Source organism: Mycobacterium sp. IS-1556 (assembly GCF_001499985.1).
Taxonomy (GTDB): domain Bacteria; phylum Actinomycetota; class Actinomycetes; order Mycobacteriales; family Mycobacteriaceae; genus Mycobacterium.
Genome location: NZ_LQIM01000001.1, coordinates 596,650 through 615,755, shown reverse-complemented (window position 1 = coordinate 615,755; position 19,106 = coordinate 596,650). Strand labels below are relative to the sequence as shown.

The window sequence follows — 19,106 nt, the reverse complement described above, 5'->3', positions numbered from 1 at the left end:
AAGCGCGCCTCTACCGTCGCCGCTCCCCCACCCAGAACGGCCGCGTCGCCAACACCACGGCCGTCAGCACTGCAAGCGGCGCCAGCAACGGCACCCACGGCAGCTCCAGCGGTAACGCGACCGCCGCCAGCCCGATGGCCGCGAAGCCGAGCGCACCGATGACTGTCGGGGCGGTGACGTCCGCGGTGTGCCGCAACACCAGATACGCGGCCCCCGACAGTCCACACAACGCCGCCACAGCGGGAGTCGCCGAAGCAAGGACGATCGCCGCGGCGGTGGACACCACCGCCAATGTCGCGGCTGCACGAAACACGTTGCCCGCCAAGATGAGTACTACCGCCACGCCACACGCGGCCAACGCCGCACCCTCGGACTGCAACGTGGCCGCGGCCACCATGACCAAGCCGAACGCCGTCGACAATGCGCGGTTCACCGTCGCCCCCGCACCGGTCGCCGTCGATGGGGCACGAGTTGCATGGATTGGTCGAGGGTGTCCTCGTCGCGCCATGCCACGATGTCGACGCCGACGGTGCCCATGTCTCGGTACATGAACGACCGTTGCAGGGACCACATTCGGGCCACCAGCCCGTCGCACTCACCCTCGAACGGAGCGCCCTGCAGCACGTCGACCGCGATGACGGTGTGGCCACGCTTACGGAGATCGATCAGCGCCAGCGCGAACTCGGTGTCGAGCAGCGTGGAGAACGCGACGACGATGGCGCCCGGCGGGATCGCGGCGCGCGGCGCCAGCGTGCCCGAAGTGGTGTCGTATCCACCGCTGACCCCGAGCATCGCGTCGAGCACCCGGTAGAACTGCCTGCGACCGATGTCGGCGCTCAGCCATCGCGGATGCCGGTCCCCGAGTGCGACGACGCCTGCCCGGTCACCACTGCGCAACGCGCTCTGCACCACCTGCACGGCGCCGCGTGCGGTGCGTTCGGTGGCTTCGGTCGCGGGGCCCGCCGGTTGCGCATAGTTGTCGATGAGCACGACCACGTCGACGGCGCGATCGGTCAGTCGCTCGGTGACGTGCAGGCTGCCCCGGCGCGCGCTGACCGCCCAATTGACCGTCCGGAGCTGATCGCCCGGCACGTACCGCCGGACGTCGGCGTACTCCACGCCGGGGCCGATGTGCCGGGTCAGGTGGGTCCCTAGGCGGTCGAGCAGTTCCGTGCGCGGCATCCCCGTCGACTGCGGCGGGGCCATCGGAAACACGTAGACGTCCGCGGCGTCGACCACTGCGATGCCCTCGACGAGACCGCCGCGCGCAGTGGCGGTCACCTGCGCGCGAAGCGGATACCGGCCCCACCGTTGCGCGGCCGCCACCACGGTCTGCCGGCTTACGCTCTCCCGCTCGGCGACCTCCAGTGTCATCCCTTCTACCGCAGCGGCTTTCATCGCCGCCGCATCGTTCTCGGCCTCGGCCCACAGCGTGATCCGCGCCGGCTCGCCTTCGAAGCATCGGTGGATCCCGGGGTCGGCGTACACGTGCACCTTCGGCACCGGCCGCTGCCAACCCACCGAACACAGCACCCCGATCAGCGGCGCGGCGAACACGATGAGTTCCCAGCGCGAGCCAATCACCGCGGCGGCCATCGACAGCACCGCGCAGGTCAACAGCGCTCGCGCGAGTGGCGATGCACGCCAGTCCAGTTCGGCCTCGGTGCAGCGGGTTTCGATCACGGGTTAGTCCGCGGCACCGGCAGCCGTCGTAGCAGCTCGTCGACCACGTCGCTGCCCCGAACCCGCCGCACCCACATCTCCGGGCGCAGCGTGATGCGGTGCGCAATCGCAGGTATGGCAAGGGTTTTCACATCTTCGGGGACGACGTAGTCCCGGCCGAGCAGCAGCGCGCGGGCGCGGGCCAGCGCAACGAGGTCGAGTTCGGCCCGTGGGCTGGCGCCCACCGCGATCTGCGGGTGCTGGCGGGTGGCGGCGGCCAAGGACACGACGTAGCGCAGCACGTCGTCGTGCACGCTGACCTGTTCCACCGATTCCCGCATCGCGACGAGTTCGTGCGCGTCGACGACCTGCCCAACTGTGGGCTCCGCCGATCCGCGGTCGATGCGGCGGCGCAACATCGAGGCCTCCTCCTGCTCGGACAGATACCGCAGTTCGAGCCGGATCGTGAAACGGTCCAGTTGGGCCTCGGGCAGTGGATAAGTGCCCTCGTACTCGATCGGGTTGTCGGTCGCCAGCACGATGAACGGCGACGGAAGCTTGTGTGTGGCGCCGTCGATGCTCACCTGGCTTTCGGCCATCGCCTCGAGCAATGCCGCCTGTGTCTTGGGAGGCGTGCGGTTGATCTCGTCGGCGAGCAAGAGGTTGGTGAAGATCGGGCCGGGACGGAATTCGAAGCGACCCGACTGCATGTCGTACACGGTCGAGCCGAGCAGGTCGGCCGGCAGCAGGTCCGGGGTGAACTGAACGCGCTTGAACTCCAGGCCGAGCGCCGCCGCGAACGAGCGGGCGATCAGCGTCTTTCCGAGGCCCGGCAGGTCCTCGATGAGCACGTGGCCGCCGGCGAGCACGGTGGTGAGGATCAGGGTCAGCGCCCCGCGTTTGCCGACCACGACCCGCCCGATCTCGTCGAGCACGGTTTCGCAGTTCGCGGTGGTAGTCGCCGCAGGCAATCCTGCTGTCATACCCGCTCCAACCGTTGCAGGATCTCATCTAGCGTCGCGCGGCCGGGACCGGGTTGGTCCGCAACGCTTTTCACGACGTTCTCCGGGTTGACCCACTCCCACAGTTCCGGGCCGAACAGCATCTCACCGGTGGCGTGATAGGCGGTGCGGTTCCGGTTCCGGCGTTGGCCCGTCGCCAACTCGAACTGCCGGGCGAGCATCGGCCGCAGGTGCCGGTCCCAATCCTTGCGCGTGGCCTCCGCGCGGCTGATCAGCGTCTCGGTGCGAGATCGCCAGCGAAGCAGCGACTCCGCGGCGTCGTCGGAAGGCGTTGCCTCATAACTGGTCTCGTCCTCCCGCGCGAGCTGCCACCGCACGCCGAGCAGCGCCAACGCCAGCGCGCCACCCGTGACAATGAGGATCAGTTGGCGGTCGCGGGTTGCGATCGCGATCAGTTCGGTCCCCGCCACCAACAGGAATGCCGCTGCCGCAAGCTTTCTCATGAGACCGCCCCCGCGGTCCGCTGTGGCAGTTCGGCCAGCACCCGATTCAGGACGTGCACGGCGGCGTCGCGGTGCGACTCGCTCATCACATGCGGCGAGAATCGGGCCTCCTCGAACAGATCGACCAGTTCGGTCGCGCTGTCGGAGCGCAACGCGCCGCTCGCTACGGCCCGGGCAAGTACCTCGGTGGGGGTGTCGCAGGCCTGGGGCACCGCACCGGGGACGCGGGTGAGCTCGCGTTCCATGGCGGCATAGCACGCGATGATCGCCTCTCGTGGTTCTCGGCTGAGATCGCCGATCTCGGCGAGCCCGATCTCGGCGGCCCTGGCAAGCGACGTCGCGGTCGCCGGCCTCGCCGGTTCGTCGACGGCGTCGAGGACGGCGGCCGGAACAGGGGCGCGAGTCCGCCGCCGGGAGGCGACCGCCATGCTGACGACGATCAGCGCCATCAAGATCAGCATCGGCGGGATGAGGTAGCTGATCACATTCGGGCCGGCGGCGTCGTCCTCGCCCGGCGGGCGCGGAGCAGCCGGATCAGCAGGAACCCGATCATCGGGAACCGATTCCGGCGGACTGCTCGGCGGCGGTTCGATCGGCCCCGGATCGGGCAGCCGTGACAGCAGCACGACCACCAGCAGCAACACGATCACGGCCGCGAGCGCGACGACCGCGAAACGCCACGTCGGCCGCTCGGAGGTCCCCACGCTGCGCGGCAGGTCGCCCGCAGGCGCGCGGCGTGGTCGCGGGTTGCGCATCCGCACGACGATCGCCAAACCCAGGATCGCCACCGCCACACACAGCAACACGACGACGGCGGCCAGCGCGGCCGGATTGCTGCGCTGTGGTTCCGTCCGGTCGACTGTCCGCTCGACGCCGGGTACGTAGCCGCGCAGCGCCCATGCAGCAAGCACCATGAGCGTGATCACCGCAATCACGCGTCGCGTCGACGTGCCGGAAGCGCCCATGGCCCTGTCGCCATCCTGGCACGGAAGGGTGTCGGCCATTTCAGTTCGGCCCGATACGTTGGACGTCATGGGCATCTCACTGCACAACCCCGAAGTCGCCTCGGCACTCGACCGGATGTACGCCGAAGCCGGCGACCAGATGGCGGCGCTGCGTGACCGGGGCGCCGACTTCTCCCGCCTGTCGGAGGCGAGCCCGCAGGAGCGCGCCGATGCGCTCAGCGACTTCTATATGCCGGTCACCCCGGAGGCGGGTCGGCTGCTCTATGCGCTGGTGCGGGCGAGCAGACCCGCAACCATCGTCGAGTTCGGGATGTCCCTGGGGATCTCCGCCATTCACTTGGCCGCCGCCGTGCGGGACAACGGCAGCGGTCGCGTCGTCACCACAGAGCTGAGCGAAGCCAAGGTCGCCGCCGCGACGAAGACCTTCGCCGACATCGGGCTCGACGATGTCATCACGGTGCTGGCCGGTGATGCGCTCAAAACCCTGCAGACGCTGGAGGGCCCAGTCGATTTCGTCCTGCTCGACGGCTGGAAGGAGCTCTACCTACCGGTACTCGAGCTGCTGGCGCCCCGCCTGTCGCCGGGCGCACTGGTCATAGCCGACAACACGTCGATGGCCGACCTCGCGCCGTACCTCGAGCACGTGCGCGACCCGAGCAACGGCTACGTCAGCGTCCCGTTCCCCGCGAGGGAGAGCGACAGCATGGAGATCAGCTGTCGCGCAGTCACTTAACGCGCCGCAGCCGCGTCTTGGCCTCCTTGACGACGGCGGCGGCGTCGCGGCTGGCTTGCTTGGCCTTGTCGTAGGCGTCCTCGGCGCCGGCCAGGGCGCGTTCGGCTTCCTGCAACCGCCGCTTCGCATCCTGGTGTCTCAGGCGCGCTGCCGCCAGATCCGATTGCAGCTCGGACAGCGCATCGTCGGCCTCGGCTTTGGCGTGTTCGGCGGCGGCCAGCGCGGCGCGCGCCTGTTGCTTTTCCCGCCGGGCCGCCGCATCTTTGTCGTCGCGCGGCTCGTCCTTCGCCGCCGGTTCGGGTTCGGGTTTGCGCTCCGGTTTACGTCTGGTCGTCGGGCTGACAACGATTGCGGTGTCGCCGAACTCGCCGAAGCCGGACCACTCCTCGGCCTTGGTCAACCGACCCAGCCGGTCGGCGACGTCCGGGTCGGCGACCGCGGCCTGCAGCGTGCCGGTGACGTCGTCACGCAACGCCCCGGTCGCGCTCTTGAGCTCGGCCTCCTCGAACGCGGTGCGGGTCAGGTCGTTGACCAGCCGGCGCTGCTCGGCGGACAGCTCGCGGATACGTTCGCCGTCCATCGCGGCGTGGGCGTCGCGCAGCCGCTCGCCCAGATCCTTCAGGCGCCGCTTGACGCCGTCGTCGCCCAGCGCCAGCCGGTTGACCACCCAGGCCGCGGACGTCGGCTTGCGCGCGGCCGAGATCCGTTTGGCCACATCGGTGTCGCCCCGCTTCTTCGCCTCGCCGGCGAGCTTGGTGCGCAGCGCGGTGAAGTCTTCGGGCTTCGCGGCGTACAGCTCGTCGAGCGCGTCGTCGGCCATCGGATCATCCTCAGGCCATGCCGAACGGTGCCAGCAGAACGGCCGTACGCCACCACACCAGCAGCGCGAACACCACGAGTGTGGCCGCGGTGGCTCCGGCCTGAACCAGGTTGCGGGAGCCGCGCGGGGCGTAGGCGTACGCCGTCGCGATCACGGCACCGGTGACCAGCCCGCCGATGTGGCCCTGCCAGCTGATGTTCTGCGAGCTGACCAGCGGTATGACGAACGTGAACGCCAGGTTGATCGCGATGAGCGCGACCACCCACCGCACGTCCATGTTCAGCCGTTTGCCGACCACGAAGACCGCGCCGAACAACCCGAACACCGCGCCCGACGCCCCCGCGGTCTGCGCGACCGGCGAGGACAGCAGGTACACCAGCACCGATCCGCCCAGCGCGCTGAGCAGGTAGAGACTCGAGTACCGCAGCCTGCCCAGCGCCGCCTCCAGCGGCGGGCCCACCACGTACAGGGCCCACATGTTGAACAGGATGTGCGCCGGACCGTAGTGCAGGAAAGCCGACGTCACCATGCGGTACAGCTCGCCGTCGGCCACGGCGTAGGACTGCAGCACCAGTTCGCGTTGCAGGCCCGGTACCAGGATCTGGAGCGCGAACATCACCACGTTCACGCCGATCAGCACGTAGGTGACCGTCGGTTTGGCCGTCGGCACCCCGCCGAACTGGGTGCGCACTTGGCGGACCTGGCTTGCGCCCGAGTTCACGCAGTCCACGCACTGATGGCCGACCGCCGCGTCGCGCATGCATTCCGCGCAGATGTAGCGGTTACACCGGGCGCAGCGGACATACGTCACCCGGTCGGGGTGCCGGTAGCACGTCGGCGTCACGGGCGGGGTCGACATGGACACCACCTTAGGTTCGGCCCGTCGGGGCCATCCGAACAGCTGGGTCGATAACAATTCGGTCACCATCTGCATCACGATCAATTAAGGGCGGTCGGCGAATTCTGAGAGTTTTCAAGATCTGTACATCGATCTGCCCGCGCGCTTATCGAATTCGGCCGGAATTGCGGCACAGATCACGGCGATCCGATGTAACGCCTGCTGGTGAGCCGTTTTCGGGCCCTGCGGCCACGTTTGCATCCGTTTGCCTTGGGTACCTTGGATTTCGCGGACGGGGGATCCGCGACCATCCCAATTCAAAGGAAAGAAACGCTATGAAAATCCGTGGAATCGCCGCGCGTCGGCGAATCGCAGGCGCCTGTGCTGCCAGCCTGCTAGGGGGTCTGGCCGCAGCAACCATCGCCGCACCGTCGGCGGCGGCCGCGCCGGACTGCAGCGCCAGCGCCGTGTCCGGCACCGTCAGCTCGGTGACCGGCTCGGCCCGGTCCTATCTGGACAGCCATCCCGGTGCCAACCAGGCCGTGACCACCGCGTTCAGCCAGCCTCGTGCTGAGGCGTCGGCCACTCTTCGCGGCTACTTCACCGCGAACCCGCAGGAGTACTACGACCTGCGCGGCATCCTCGCGCCGATTGGCGACGTGCAGCGCACGTGCAACATCCAGGCGCTGCCGCCGGACTTGGCATCGGCCTATGACGAGTTCATGGCCGGCTGATTCCGGGTTGCAACCGGTTGAATCCGTCTGAAGTGACCCGCCGCCGCAGCTCCCGCTGTGGCGGCGGGTTTTTGATTGCCATCGGCAACTTGCGCTTAGACTGGCTCCCTATGAAGCTGACGCGACCCGCAACCGTCGCCGCGACGGTGCTCCTCGCCCTGGGTGGGGCGGGTGCCGCGCAGGCCCAGCCGGACGAACCTCACCATCCGGATCCAGCCGCCCCGGGGCCATCTGCCGCGCCCGGGCCGGCACCGGCACCGGGGCCGGGACCGGCCCCGCAGGCTGCGCCCGCGACGCGCATCGACCGCGACGGCACCTACAAGGTCGGCACCGACATCCTGCCGGGTACCTATTCGACGGCAGGTCCGATCGCCGACGGCGCCTGCTACTGGAAGCGCGTCAACAACGACGAGATGCCGGACAACGCGCTCACCAAGAAGCCTCAGGTGGTTCGCATCGAGGCGACCGACACCGCGTTCACCACAAGCGACTGCCAGCCGTGGCAGCAGACCAACGCCGCCCCGCCGCCCCAGGCCGCGCCCAGCGACCTGCTCGGACAGCTCGGCGCGTTCATCGGCAAGGGAATCCTGAACGGCGGCCCCGGCTAGCCTGGCGGCGTGGCTGATCTTCGCGCCGAGGGCCGGATCCGCGTGCCCGCCGATCTCGACGCCGTGACTGCGGTCGGCGAAGAGGACCATTCCGGAGTCGACCCCGCCTCGGTCGAGCGCATCTGGGACGCCGCCCGGCATTGGTATCGAGCCGGTATGCAGCCCGCGATCCAGTTGTGCCTACGCCGCAACGGCAGAGTCGTGCTGAACCGGGCGATCGGGCACGGTTGGGGCAACGGTCCCGCCGATCCGCCCGATGCGGAGAAGGTGCCCGTCACGACCGAAACACCGTTCTGCGCGTACTCGGCGGCCAAGGCGATCACGTCGACGGTGGTGCACATGCTCGTCGAGCGCGGGTGCTTCTCGCTCGACGACCGCGTCTGTGAGTACCTGCCCAGCTACACCAGCCACGGCAAGCACCGCACCACGATCCGGCATGTGCTGACCCACAGCGCGGGGATTCCGATCCACACCGGACCGCGTCCGGACCTGCGCCGCATGGACGACAGCGAGTACACCCGCGAGAAGCTGGGCGAACTCAAACCGCTGTATCGGCCCGGCCTCGTCCACATCTATCACGGGTTGACGTGGGGTCCGCTGATCCGCGAGATCGTCGGCGCCGCGGCAGGCCGCAACATCCGCGATGTCCTGGCGTCTGAGATCCTCGAGCCACTCGGATTCCGGTGGACCAATTATGGCGTTGCGGCACAGGATGTTCCGCTGGTTGCGCCGAGCCACGCGACCGGCAAAGAGCTCCCCCAGCCGGCCGCCACCGTATTCCGGTTGGCGGTCGGCGGGTCGCTGTACAAGATCATTCCGTTCTCGAACAGCCCGCAGTACCTCACCAGCGTGCTGCCGTCGTCGAACACCGTGTCTACCGCTTTCGAGCTGTCGCGCTTCGCCGAATTGTTGCGTCGCGGCGGCGAACTCGACGGTGTGCGGGTGTTGGCACCCGAGACACTGCGCGCTGCGACCGCCGAATGCCGACGGCTGCGGCCGGATGTCGCGGTCGGGTTGGCGCCGCTGCGCTGGGGCACCGGCTACATGCTGGGGTCCAAGCGGTTCGGACCATTCGGCCGCAATACTCCCTCAGCGTTCGGGCACACCGGCCTGACGAACATCGCCGTGTGGGCCGATCCGCAACGCGGGCTCGCCGCGGGTTTGATCAGCAGCGGCAAGCCGGGACCGCATCGCGAGGCCAACCGGTACACCGCGCTGCTGGACTGCATCACCTCGGAGCTCCAGCCGAACTGACCCTGCGCCAGAGCCCCTACGCGACTTCAGTTTCGACGCACGCCGCGGTAGATGCCGCGCCATACGATCCAGGGCATCAGCACCCGATCGATCGACCAGCCGGGAAAACCGAACGCCTGGCCATTGGGCGTGAACACCTCGAGCCCGTCGGGCTGCGGTCCGAGCACCGACCCCCAGCGACGGCTCGCCGGCCGATAGGACCGCAACGGCTTTCCGGCCAACTCGGCGCGAATGTTGTGGGCCAGCAGCCCGTCGGCGCGGTTGCGGGCCGACGTGCGCAGCGGATCGGTCGCGGCGACGTCACCGATCGCGTACACACCGCGCTGCCCCGGAACCCGAAGCTCGGGTGACACTCGCACGAAGCCGTGCTCGTCGAGCATCTCCGGCGGCAGCCACTGCGTGTTGGGCCGAACCCGGCCGATCGCCCACAGCACCGCATCCGCGGCGGTTTCGGGTTGGGCGGTGCTCCACTGCACCGGCCCGGTGGTGAGATCGTCGCACTCGAAGCCGTCCGGTACGACTGCCCGGTGACCGGCGTGCACTCCGACGCCGAAGTCGTTCAGCCGGCGGCTCACCCGGTCCCAGACGCGGGCGTGGTGGTGCACCAGCGCACGGTCGCCGGGGTAGTACAGCCCGATGCGCTTGCCGGGGTAGGTGCGCGCGAGGTTGGCGGCGCTGCTCACCGCGGCGGCGCCACCGCCGATGACGACGACCGAACGGGCTGCGGCCAGGCGCTGATGCGCCTCGCGGAGGTCGGTGGCGATCTCGTCGGCCGACTGCAGGCGCGGTTGGCGCCAGAACCCGTTGGTGACGCCGGTCGAAATGACCAGGGCGTCATAAGGTTCGGCGGTCGTGCTGCCGTCGCCCTGTTGTACGAACACCTTTCGCGCGGCCAGGTCGACTCCGGACAGCGTGCCGTGAAGTGTCCGAACACGATCGAGGCCGCGGAATCGGTCGAAGGTGATCCAGTTGTAGCGGGCCCAGTCGTTCGGACGGCTCAGCCGCATCCCGAGTTCCTGGCCGCTGAGCAGACCCGGCTTGGCGGAGATGCCGACGACGTCGGCGTGCCGCGCTAGCTTGATCGCGGTCAGCACACCGCTGTCACCGAGGCCCGCGATGACCACCCGCGCGCGGCTCATCGACCGCCGTTCTTCAGGTGTCGCACCCAGTCACCCTAGCCAGTCGGCAGGTTGCCGACCTCCAGACCGGCGATCTCGGACTCTCCGTCGAAGATCACCCGCCCGAAATCTTTGACCACGCAGCGCAACCGGCCGCCGAGATGCTCGAAGTCGGTGTCGACGTTGCATCGCTCGGCGGGCAGCGGCACGGGAAGCGTGTGCGGCTCCAGATGTGTGCCGTCGCCGTGTAATTCGATCTGATAGCGCAGCGACGTCGCGCGCAGGCGCCATGTGCGGTCCCCGATGTCCGAGCGCACCCACGCCGTCGGCGGAGTCAGGCGAAAACCCTCTACGACGGCGTGGGCAACCGGACCCGGTACATCGACGGCCAGAACTTGCCGGTCAACAGATATTCGTCGCCGTCGACGTGGGCGATGCCGTTGAGCACCTTTTCACGGCCGGCGTCCTGCTCGGGCCACAGCCCGGCGGCATCGACCACGGTGTCGACCCTGCCCGTCGCCGGATCGATGCGCACGATCAAGTCGGTCTGCCAGACGTTGGCCCAGACCCGGCCGTCGACGCACTCCAACTCGTTGAGGTTCCGCAATGGCTGATCGTCGCGGGTGACGGCGATGGAGCCGGTCTCGGCGAACGTCGACGGGTCGTGGAACCGCAGCTGGTCGGTGCCGTCACTGCGGACCAGCCGGTCACCGTCTCGGCACAAACCCCAGCCTTCCCCGTCGACCGGAACCTCCCGCAGCGGGGTGAGGGAGCTCTTGTCCCATTCGACCGCAACCCCGTCCTCCCAGGTCAACTCCCAGATCCGGTCGTCGACGACCGTGATGCCCTCGCCGTAGTAGTTGTTCGGGACGGGCACCGCTCGGCGCAGCTCGCCGGTGTTCGGGTCGAGTTCGCGGAGCTGCGATTTGCCGGCGACGCCGGTGCCCTCGTACAACGTCGACCCGTCGAGCTCGAGCCCCTGGGTCCACGCCGTGCTGTCGTGGGGAATCTGGGCCAGCACAACGGGTTTGATCACCGGTGCCGGACCGGTCGACGGGTCACTCTGCGCGGTCGGCGACGAACCGCCACACGCCACGGGGACGACGGCGAACATCGCGATCGCCACACGGCGGGCAACCCAGGAATACATAGGCCCTATGCCTACCGGATGCAACGGCTTCGCGCGCGGTTGCGGCGAACTACGCGCTACCGGGTCAGGGCGGTCCGCAGTTGCGCCGTCAGGGCCGGACCGCGTCGATCGCCCGGTAGATGCGCTGTTCGCTGACCGGCCGCGGGGTGCCGAGCTGTTGCGCCCACAAACTGACCCGCAACTCCTCGATCTGCCGGCCGATGTCGCGGACGTCGGCGGCGGCCGCGCGCGCGGGCGACAATGCGTGCACCAGCTCGTCGTAGGCGTCCTGCACCGCGTGCACCCGCTGCATCCGGTCACGGTCGGCGCCGGGCGCGTGCGGCAGCCGATCCAGCCGCCTGCCGATCGCGAGCAGGTAGCGGCGCAGGTCGGCCAGATGCGCGGCCCCGGTCGCCGTGACAAAGCCGCGGGGCAACAACCGGTCGAGCTGCGCTCGGATGTCAGCGACCGCGTCGGCCTGGGCGGCCGACGGCGCCGCCGGCAGCGCCACTTCCACATCGTGCGCCGCCGCGAGCACCTGCTCGACGCGCGTGACGATTTCGACGGTGGTGCGCACCAGGTCGGAGGCGACGCGGTCGCGCAGCGCAGCGAACTCGTCGCCTGTCCACGCCGGTGTGGGTGCCAGCAGGTCGGTCGCCGCGTCGGCGCAGTCTTCGAGCAACGCCTGCAGTGAGCCAGCCGGGTTGGCGCCGAGAACCAGCCGGGTCCGCGGCTGTAGCTGGCGTTCGACGGCTTTCACCGGAGAAGACACGGCGATGCGCAGCAGTCTGCGGGTACCCGGCCCCATCGACGCCTGTTGTTCGGCAGCTGTCGGGAACACGTGGACGTCGACCGCGGCGCCGGCGTCGACGAGTGCCGGATATCCCCGCACGGTGTGGCCGCCGACGACCCGTTCGACGCTGCGCGGCAACACATCCAGGTCTTCGGGCCACGAACGCAGACCGATCCGGTCCAGGTCGCCGGCGACCGCGTCGGCAACCGCGCGTCGCACCGGGGCCGCGAGCCGCTGCTGGAGGGCTTCGAGGTCCTTGCCACGTGCCAGTTCGGTGCCGTCGGCGTTCTCGACGGCGAAGGTGACGCGCAGGTGCGACGGCAGCTTGTCGAGGTCGAACGCGTCGATCGGCACCAGAACGCCGGTGCGCCGGTGCAGTTCGCGCTGCACGGCCTCGAGGAGCGGTTCGCCGCCGGGTGTGATTCCGGCCAACACCGCGCGCGCCGTGTCCGGAGCGGGAACGAAGTTGCGGCGCAGGTTTTTCGGCAGCGACCGGATCAGCGCGGTGACCAGTTCCTCGCGCAGCGCGGGCACCTGCCAGGCGAACTCGTCGCCGCCGAGCCGGGCCAGCACCTCGACCGGCACGTGCACCGTGACACCATCGTCCGCGGCGCCCGGTTCGAATCGGTAGCTCAACGGCAGCGACAGCTCGCCGGCCTGCCAAGCATCCGGCTGGCCGTCGACCGCGTCGTCAGTTCGCAGGAGATCGTCGCGGGCGAAGGTCAGCAGCTCCGGCGTCACGTGGCGCTGCTTCTTCCACCACGCGTCAAAGTGCCGCGCCGACACCACATCCGCCGGAATGCGGGCGTCGTAGAACGCGAAGACCTCGTCATCGCCGACGAGCAGGTCGCGTCGGCGCGCCTTCTCCTCGAGCTCCTCCAGTTCCGCCCGCAGCCGGGCGTTGTCACGGAAGAAGTGGTGGCGGGTCTGCCAGTCGCCCTCGACGAGGGCATGCCGAATGAACAACTCGCGGGCGAGGTCGGGTTCGATCTGCGAGTAGTTCACGCGGCGGCGCGGCACCAGCGGCAGCCCGTAGAGCGTCACCCGCTCATAGGCCATCACGGCGCCGCGCTGGGCGTCCCAGTGCGGCTCGCTGTAGGTGCGCTGAACGAGATGCGCGCCAACCCTTTCGGTGACTTCGGGTTGGATACGCGCGCCGATTCGCCCGTAGAGCCTGCTGGTTTCGACGAGGTCGGCGACGACGATCCAGCGCGGCGGGCGTTTCGTCAGCGCGGAACCCGGCGCGAGAACGAACTTCGCGTTGCGCGCGCCCTGGTATTCGCGGCCGTCGCCGTCGCGCAGCCCGATGTGCGACAGCAGGCCGGCGAGCAGCGCGGCGTGCACCCGCGCCGGATCGGCAGGCTCCCGGTCATCGGACTCCGTGATACCCAAGTCCCTGGCGATGCTGCGCAGCTGCCCGGTGAGGTCCTGCCACTCGCGGATCCGCAGGTAGTGCAGGAACTCCTCGCGGCACATGCGACGAAACGCATTGCCGGACAATTCCTGTCGCTGCTCGCGCAGATAGCGCCACAGGTTGAGGTAAGAGACGAAATCCGAGTGCTCGTCGGCGAACCGAGCGTGCTTTTGCCTGGCGGCCTCCTCGCGGTCGGCGGGCCGTTCCCGCGGATCGGGGATCGACAGCGCCGCGGCCAACACCAGGATCTCCCGCACGCAGCCTTCGGTGTCGGCCTGCAGGATCATCCGGCCCAGCCGCGGGTCGATCGGCAACTGCGCGAGCCGCCGGCCGATGTCGGTGATCGCACCGTCGGCGTCGAACGCGCCGAGTTCCTGCAGCAGCTGCACACCGTCGCGGACGCTGCGCCGATCCGGCGGGTCGAGAAACGGAAACGTCTCGATATCACCGAGATTCAATGCCGCCATCTGCAGAATCACCGCGGCCAGGTTGGTGCGCAGGATCTCCGGGTCGGTGTAGCGCGGCCGCGATGCGAAGTCTTCCTCGGAGTAGAGGCGGATGCACACACCGGGTGCCGTGCGGCCCGAGCGGCCGGCCCGCTGCGCGGCGGAGGCCTGTGAGATCGGCTCGATCGGCAGCCGCTGAACTTTGGTCCTGCGGCTGTAGCGGGAGATGCGGGCGGTGCCCGGGTCGACGACGTACCGGATGCCGGGCACCGTCAACGACGTCTCGGCGACATTGGTGGCCAGCACGATGCGACGCAAGGCGCGGCTGGGCTGAAACACCTTCTGCTGCTCGGCCGTTGGCAGCCGGGCGTACAGCGGCAGCACTTCGGTGTTGTCATCGACGATGCCGCTCAGGACCTGACTGGTGTCGCGGATCTCGCGCTCACCGGACAGGAAGACCAGCACGTCGCCCGGCGGCTCACTCGCCAGCTCACCGATGGCGTCGACGATCGCTTCGGTCTGGTCGCGCATCTCGGTGCGCACCACCTCGTGGTCGGGATCGTCGGGGTCCGCCGCGTCCGGGTCGTCGACCGGTGCGACGGCGACTTCCAAAGGCCGGTAACGAATCTCAACGGGATAGGTGCGTCCCGACACCTCGACGATCGGCGCACCCGCGAAATGGGCGGCGAAGCGTTGCGGCTCGATCGTCGCCGAAGTGACGATCACCTTGAGGTCCGGCCGCCTAGGCAGCAGTTCGCGCAGGTATCCGAGCAAGAAGTCGATGTTGAGGCTGCGCTCGTGGGCCTCGTCGAGGATCAGCGTGTCATAGCGCAGCAGGCGGCGGTCGCGTTGGATCTCGGCCAGCAGGATGCCGTCGGTCATCAACTTCACCAGCGTGCGGTCGCTCGCCTGGTCGGTGAAGCGCACCGTGTAGCCGATCGCATCACCGAGCGGACTGCCGAGTTCGTCGGCGATGCGCGCAGCGACGGTCCGGGCGGCCAGGCGCCGCGGCTGCGTGTGCCCGATGGTGCCGCGCACACCGCGGCCGAGTTCGAGGCAGATCTTCGGCAGCTGCGTCGTCTTGCCCGAACCGGTTTCGCCGGCGACGACCACCACCTGATGCGCGTTGATCGCCTCGGCGATGTCGTCGCGGCGGTCGCTGACCGGCAGGTCGGGATAGGTGATTTCGGGCATCGCGGCCATCCGGGTGGCCACCAGCGCCTCCGCGGCGGCGATCTGTTCGGCGATCCGGCGCAGGTTCTCCGGTCGCTTGTCGCGGAGGTTCTTCAGGCGGCGGCCGATGCGGGCCGCGTCGCGGATCGTCAGTGCGTCGAGCCGCGCTCGCAACTCAGCGGCTGACAGTCCGGACACTCGGGTCAGAATAGGCGTCGCGCGCGGAGTCAACTTCCTCGCAGAGGCGCTGGGCGTCGGTGTAGAGGCCACCGTAGATGGCCCACTGCGTCGGCCGGTCGAGCTCGCGGTTTCGGACATGCACCGTCAGTTCGTCGAACGCCGATGTGCACCTGCGGGCCTCCTCGGCCAGAGGTTCGTCGCCGAAGTCCGCGACGGTGTGCATCGCTCCTGCGGCCGCCACGGCGTCGCGCACGGCCGCGAGCAGGGTGCCGTAGTCGCGCAGGAACTCATCGTGTTGCATGCCCGACTCGTCGCGCTCGACGGCGCGGGCCAAACCGGTCGTCACCCATCGCAGCTCTTCGCTGATCCGCTCGAGCGCGTGGATCGTCACCCGGTGACCCGCGACCCCGGTGTCGGAGCGGACCAGGAGTCGCCGCAAATTCAGCTTTGTGGTGCGCACGGCGTGGTCGAGGGTGTGGCGCGCCTGCGCCGCCTTATTCGGCAGGGCGTCGGCGCGCCAACGCCAATCGCGCGCCGCCTCGATGCTGACGTCGCCGTCCACCAGCTCCTCGGCCATGTCCGACATCAGTTCGACCATCGATCCGCTGACCGATTCGACGGCGTACCGGGCGCTGCGATAGCGCAACGGCGGAGCGATGACCAGCGTCACCACGAGCGCCACCGCGGCGCCCAGCAGCACCATGCCCGCGATGGACGGCAGAGGGCTGCCGGTCGAGGCGTTGCCGGACGGCTGCGCGAAGGCGCCATACGCGAAGATCGCCGCGACCGTGACGTTTATCCCCTGGCTACCCAACCGGCGCCAACGCCCGATGACCAGCGCGACGATGAGCATCACCGGAAACAGCCACACCGCGACTCCCCACACCCACACCCCCGCTCCGGCCAGGCCGATGCCGGCGAGCATGGCCGCCGTGTACCGAAAAGCCTTCGCGACCGAGTCGGCGATCGTGATGTCGACCAGCAACAGCGCGGAGAACGCAGCGAAGGTGGCGTGTGAGGCGTCGAACACCTCGGCGGCCAGCAGCCAGGCGATGGTGCACGCGATAACGGACTTCACCAACGCGAGTGCCGTTTCGCGGTCCAGGCTCACCTGCGCGAAGCCCCGGGCGCGCGCTACGAGACTGCCCACCACCTCATCTGGCCTTCCCGCTGCCGCGGGACTTAACCGTCAAGCCTTGTCGGGTGCCCAGTACTCGAGCATCTCGGCGAAGGTCTCGAACGCGGGCGTGGACACGCCGTACGTCGCCTCGAGGTGGATGCTCAGCGGAAAGCCGAGGTCCGCGACGCCGTCGATGACGCGCTTGTACAGGTCGAGCATCAGCTTGCGCTTTTCCCCCGGCTCCGTGGCGGCCAGGCGCTTGACGAACTCCTGCTCCTCGGCGACCGCGGCGTTACCCGGATCCTGGATCAGCCAGTCGATCAACCCGACTTTGCTCTCCATCTTCGGCACGAAGCCGAACGACAGCAGGATCTCCGGCCGGTGATCGGTGTTCTCGGCGAAGTCGCGCAGGAAGCCCACGATCGCGTCCGAGTAGAGCAACTGGGTCATGCCGTAGGTAGCGCCCCGCTCACACTTGAAGGTGAACCGGCCCTGCTCCCCGTCGCGGGTCGGAATGAGGATCGCCCCGCGGTTCGGCACGAGATCGTCGTAGATCGACAGCGCATCCACCGGTGCGACGCCAGAGCCCTCGCCGTCGTTCATCGTGCGCGGCACCCCGACGAACGCGATGCCGTCGAATCCGGCACGCGACAGCTCCGTCAGGCGGCGCCGCAGCGTCGGTTCGTCCATGAACGCGGTGACCTGAGTGCACAAGCCGTTCACCCCGGCAAGCTCGGGCGTGATCATCGACCAGAAGTCGAGCACGTCGAGTTTCGGCTTCATCTCGATGGGCCGGTCGGCGTCCTCTTCGATCATGCCGGGGATCATCACGTGCCTGATGCGACCCTCGAGACCCGTCTCGGCGGAGCATCGCAGCACCTTGTGCGCATCCGCCAGCGCCTGCTCGCGGCCCCGCTCGACGTTCGGCGGCACGAGCTCGAGCGCGATGGTGTTCAGCGTCACCGAACTGCTCCTCATCAGACAATTACTTCCCGCGGCGCGGCAGGTCCACGATGACCACTGGTCGCGAATTCGCGCTGCTGCCCCGGGAGCATCACCATACAGCCCCGCGCGTTTGTGAATCTGACGACGCAAACGCGCCTCAAACCGTCGCCGGATTCACAAATGAAGACCCGGCGGATCCGCTCGTACTGTGGAAGGGGTGAGCATCGCACCGCCAGCCTTCGCTTTCGCCGACCACTACGCCAGCCAGCTGCCGGAGTTGGCGGTCCGCTGGCAGGCCGAGGCGGCGCCCGACCCGCGGCTGCTTGTGCTCAACGAGTCGTTGGCCGCCGAACTGGGAATCGACGCTGAGTGGTTGCGCGGGCCCGACGGGCTGCGGCTGCTGGTCGGCACGCTGGTGCCGAGCGGCGCCACGCCGGTCGCGCAGGCATACGCCGGGCATCAGTTCGGCGGTTACGTCCCGCGGTTGGGCGACGGACGGGCCCTGTTGCTCGGCGAGCTCACGACGACCTCCGGAGAGCTGCGCGACCTGCACCTGAAGGGATCCGGCGCGACGCCGTTCGCCCGCGGCGGCGACGGGCTGGCGGCGGTGGGCCCGATGCTGCGCGAGTACATCGTCAGCGAGGCGATGCACGCGATGGGGATACCGACCACGCGCTCGCTGGCCGTCGTCGCGACCGGCCGCCAAGTGCAGCGCGAGACGCTCCTGCCGGGCGCGGTGCTGGCTCGCGTCGCCCGCAGCCATCTGCGCGTCGGCACGTTCCAGTACGCCGCGAACACCGGCGACACCGACCTGTTGCGGCGCCTCGCCGACCACGCGATCGAACGGCACCACCCGGCGGCCGCGGACGCGGGCAACCGTTATGTCGCGCTGTTCGAATCGGTGGTGGCGGTGCAGGCGGCGCTGCTCGCGAAGTGGATGCTCGTCGGTTTCGTGCACGGCGTGATGAACACCGACAACATGACGATCTCGGGCGAGACCATCGACTACGGGCCGTGTGCGTTCATGGAGGCCTACGACCCCGAAACGGTGTTCAGCTCGATCGACTCGTGGGGTCGCTATGCCTACGGCAACCAGCCGGCCATCGCGGTGTGGAACCTGGCCCGGTTCGCCGAGGCGCTGCTGCCTCTGTTCGCCGACGATCAACAGCAGGCGATCGCGATCGCCGAAGGCGGTCTCACCGGCTTCACGCCCCGGTTCCAGGAGGCGCTTTCGGCGGGCATGTGCGCCAAGCTCGGCCTCGCGGACACCACCCCGGACGAGATCGCGGTGCCGCTGATGAACGACCTGATCGCGCAACTGCACCAGAGCCACGTCGACTTCACGTCGTTCTTCCGCCATCTCGGTCAGGCCGCCCGCGGCGACCACGAACCCGCCCGCGGCCTGTTCCTCGACCTCGCCGCGTTCGACGACTGGCTGGCGCGGTGGCAGGCGTTGAAGCCCGACCCCGCGGTGATGGACCGCGCCAACCCGGTTTACATTCCGCGCAATCATCTCGTCGAGGAGGCGCTGACGGCGGCCACCGGCGGCAACCTCGAGCCGCTGCACCGGTTGCTGGACGCCGTGACCGCGCCTTACGACGAGCGCCCGGGGCTCGAACGTTACGCCGAGCCGGCGCCGGAGGACTTCGGGAAGTACCGAACCTTCTGTGGGACCTGACCCGCGAAGCACCGGGCTGTGCGTGCCGGTG

General features: G+C 68.9%; 18 protein-coding genes. 5 read left to right on the top strand and 13 right to left on the bottom strand.

Annotated elements, in window-relative coordinates; translation table 11 throughout:
- Positions 1-10: 10 nt before the first annotated feature.
- Genes AU187_RS02970 through AU187_RS02950 form a run of 5 tightly spaced genes read right to left on the bottom strand, consistent with a single transcriptional unit; the run spans position 11 to position 4,161 of the window.
- Positions 11-433, bottom strand: coding sequence for a hypothetical protein (locus tag AU187_RS02970; protein WP_156425337.1), 423 nt, complete (start codon positions 431-433; stop codon positions 11-13).
- Positions 430-1,683, bottom strand: a complete 1,254-nt coding sequence (locus AU187_RS02965) for a DUF58 domain-containing protein (protein WP_059100313.1) — start codon at positions 1,681-1,683, stop codon at positions 430-432. The genes AU187_RS02970 and AU187_RS02965 overlap by 4 nt, the downstream gene beginning before the upstream one ends.
- A complete protein-coding gene (locus AU187_RS02960; RefSeq protein WP_059100314.1) occupies positions 1,680-2,645 on the bottom strand; it encodes an AAA family ATPase in 966 nt (321 codons plus the stop codon). Before AU187_RS02960 ends, AU187_RS02965 begins: the two co-directional genes overlap by 4 nt.
- Positions 2,642-3,127, bottom strand: coding sequence for a hypothetical protein (locus AU187_RS02955; protein ID WP_059100315.1), 486 nt, complete (start codon positions 3,125-3,127; stop codon positions 2,642-2,644). Before AU187_RS02955 ends, AU187_RS02960 begins: the two co-directional genes overlap by 4 nt.
- Positions 3,124-4,161 carry a DUF4129 domain-containing protein gene (locus AU187_RS02950; RefSeq protein WP_231740356.1) on the bottom strand — a complete coding sequence of 346 codons (1,038 nt, stop codon included), beginning with the start codon at positions 4,159-4,161 and terminating at the stop codon, positions 3,124-3,126. Before AU187_RS02950 ends, AU187_RS02955 begins: the two co-directional genes overlap by 4 nt.
- Here AU187_RS02950 and AU187_RS02945 point away from each other — a divergent pair.
- A complete protein-coding gene (locus tag AU187_RS02945; RefSeq protein WP_059100317.1) occupies positions 4,160-4,825 on the top strand; it encodes an O-methyltransferase in 666 nt (221 codons plus the stop codon). The genes AU187_RS02950 and AU187_RS02945 overlap by 2 nt on opposite strands.
- Here AU187_RS02945 and AU187_RS02940 read toward each other — a convergent pair.
- Positions 4,818-5,645 carry a hypothetical protein gene (locus tag AU187_RS02940; protein WP_059100318.1) on the bottom strand — a complete coding sequence of 276 codons (828 nt, stop codon included), beginning with the start codon at positions 5,643-5,645 and terminating at the stop codon, positions 4,818-4,820. The genes AU187_RS02945 and AU187_RS02940 overlap by 8 nt on opposite strands.
- Positions 5,646-5,655: 10 nt before the next feature.
- Positions 5,656-6,504, bottom strand: a complete 849-nt coding sequence (locus AU187_RS02935; protein ID WP_059100745.1) for a rhomboid family intramembrane serine protease — start codon at positions 6,502-6,504, stop codon at positions 5,656-5,658.
- A 314-nt stretch (positions 6,505-6,818) separates the two neighbouring features.
- On the opposite strand from AU187_RS02935, the gene AU187_RS02930 reads away from it, so the two are divergent.
- From AU187_RS02930 to lipE, 3 genes are all read left to right on the top strand, one after another.
- On the top strand, positions 6,819-7,217 hold the full coding sequence (locus AU187_RS02930; protein ID WP_059100319.1) for a heme-binding protein: 399 nt from the start codon (positions 6,819-6,821) through the stop codon (positions 7,215-7,217).
- A gap of 110 nt (positions 7,218-7,327) precedes the next feature.
- Positions 7,328-7,825 (top strand): Rv1352/Rv1906c domain-containing protein, encoded by a 498-nt coding sequence (locus AU187_RS02925; protein WP_059100320.1) that lies wholly within the window; start codon positions 7,328-7,330, stop codon positions 7,823-7,825.
- Between the two features lie 9 nt (positions 7,826-7,834).
- Entirely contained in the window at positions 7,835-9,079 is a 1,245-nt protein-coding gene (gene lipE, locus AU187_RS02920) for a lipase LipE (protein WP_059100321.1), read from the top strand.
- A 26-nt stretch (positions 9,080-9,105) separates the two neighbouring features.
- On the opposite strand, the gene AU187_RS02915 is transcribed toward lipE, so the two are convergent.
- The 6 genes from AU187_RS02915 to AU187_RS02890 all read right to left on the bottom strand — a co-directional run bounded on the left by AU187_RS02915 (position 9,106) and on the right by AU187_RS02890 (position 17,415).
- Positions 9,106-10,218, bottom strand: a complete 1,113-nt coding sequence (locus AU187_RS02915) for an FAD-dependent oxidoreductase (protein WP_059100322.1) — start codon at positions 10,216-10,218, stop codon at positions 9,106-9,108.
- A gap of 35 nt (positions 10,219-10,253) precedes the next feature.
- Positions 10,254-10,514: a hypothetical protein gene (locus AU187_RS02910; protein WP_059100323.1), complete on the bottom strand. Its 261-nt coding sequence runs from the start codon at positions 10,512-10,514 to the stop codon at positions 10,254-10,256.
- 32 nt (positions 10,515-10,546) lie between these two features.
- Positions 10,547-11,347, bottom strand: a complete 801-nt coding sequence (locus tag AU187_RS02905; protein ID WP_059100324.1) for a glutaminyl-peptide cyclotransferase — start codon at positions 11,345-11,347, stop codon at positions 10,547-10,549.
- Positions 11,348-11,435: 88 nt separating this feature from the next.
- Positions 11,436-15,350, bottom strand: a complete 3,915-nt coding sequence (hrpA, locus tag AU187_RS02900; protein WP_059166208.1) for an ATP-dependent RNA helicase HrpA — start codon at positions 15,348-15,350, stop codon at positions 11,436-11,438.
- Entirely contained in the window at positions 15,328-16,482 is a 1,155-nt protein-coding gene (locus tag AU187_RS25765; protein WP_197413444.1) for an FUSC family protein, read from the bottom strand. The genes hrpA and AU187_RS25765 overlap by 23 nt, the downstream gene beginning before the upstream one ends.
- 39 nt (positions 16,483-16,521) lie before the next feature.
- The gene (locus tag AU187_RS02890; protein ID WP_059100327.1) at positions 16,522-17,415 is read right to left on the bottom strand and encodes a mycobacterial-type methylenetetrahydrofolate reductase; all 894 of its coding nucleotides are present in this window, start codon (positions 17,413-17,415) and stop codon (positions 16,522-16,524) included.
- Positions 17,416-17,614: 199 nt separating this feature from the next.
- Between AU187_RS02890 and AU187_RS02885 the strand changes: the two genes are divergently transcribed.
- Positions 17,615-19,075 carry a protein adenylyltransferase SelO gene (locus tag AU187_RS02885; RefSeq protein WP_059100328.1) on the top strand — a complete coding sequence of 487 codons (1,461 nt, stop codon included), beginning with the start codon at positions 17,615-17,617 and terminating at the stop codon, positions 19,073-19,075.
- Positions 19,076-19,106 lie beyond the last annotated feature (31 nt).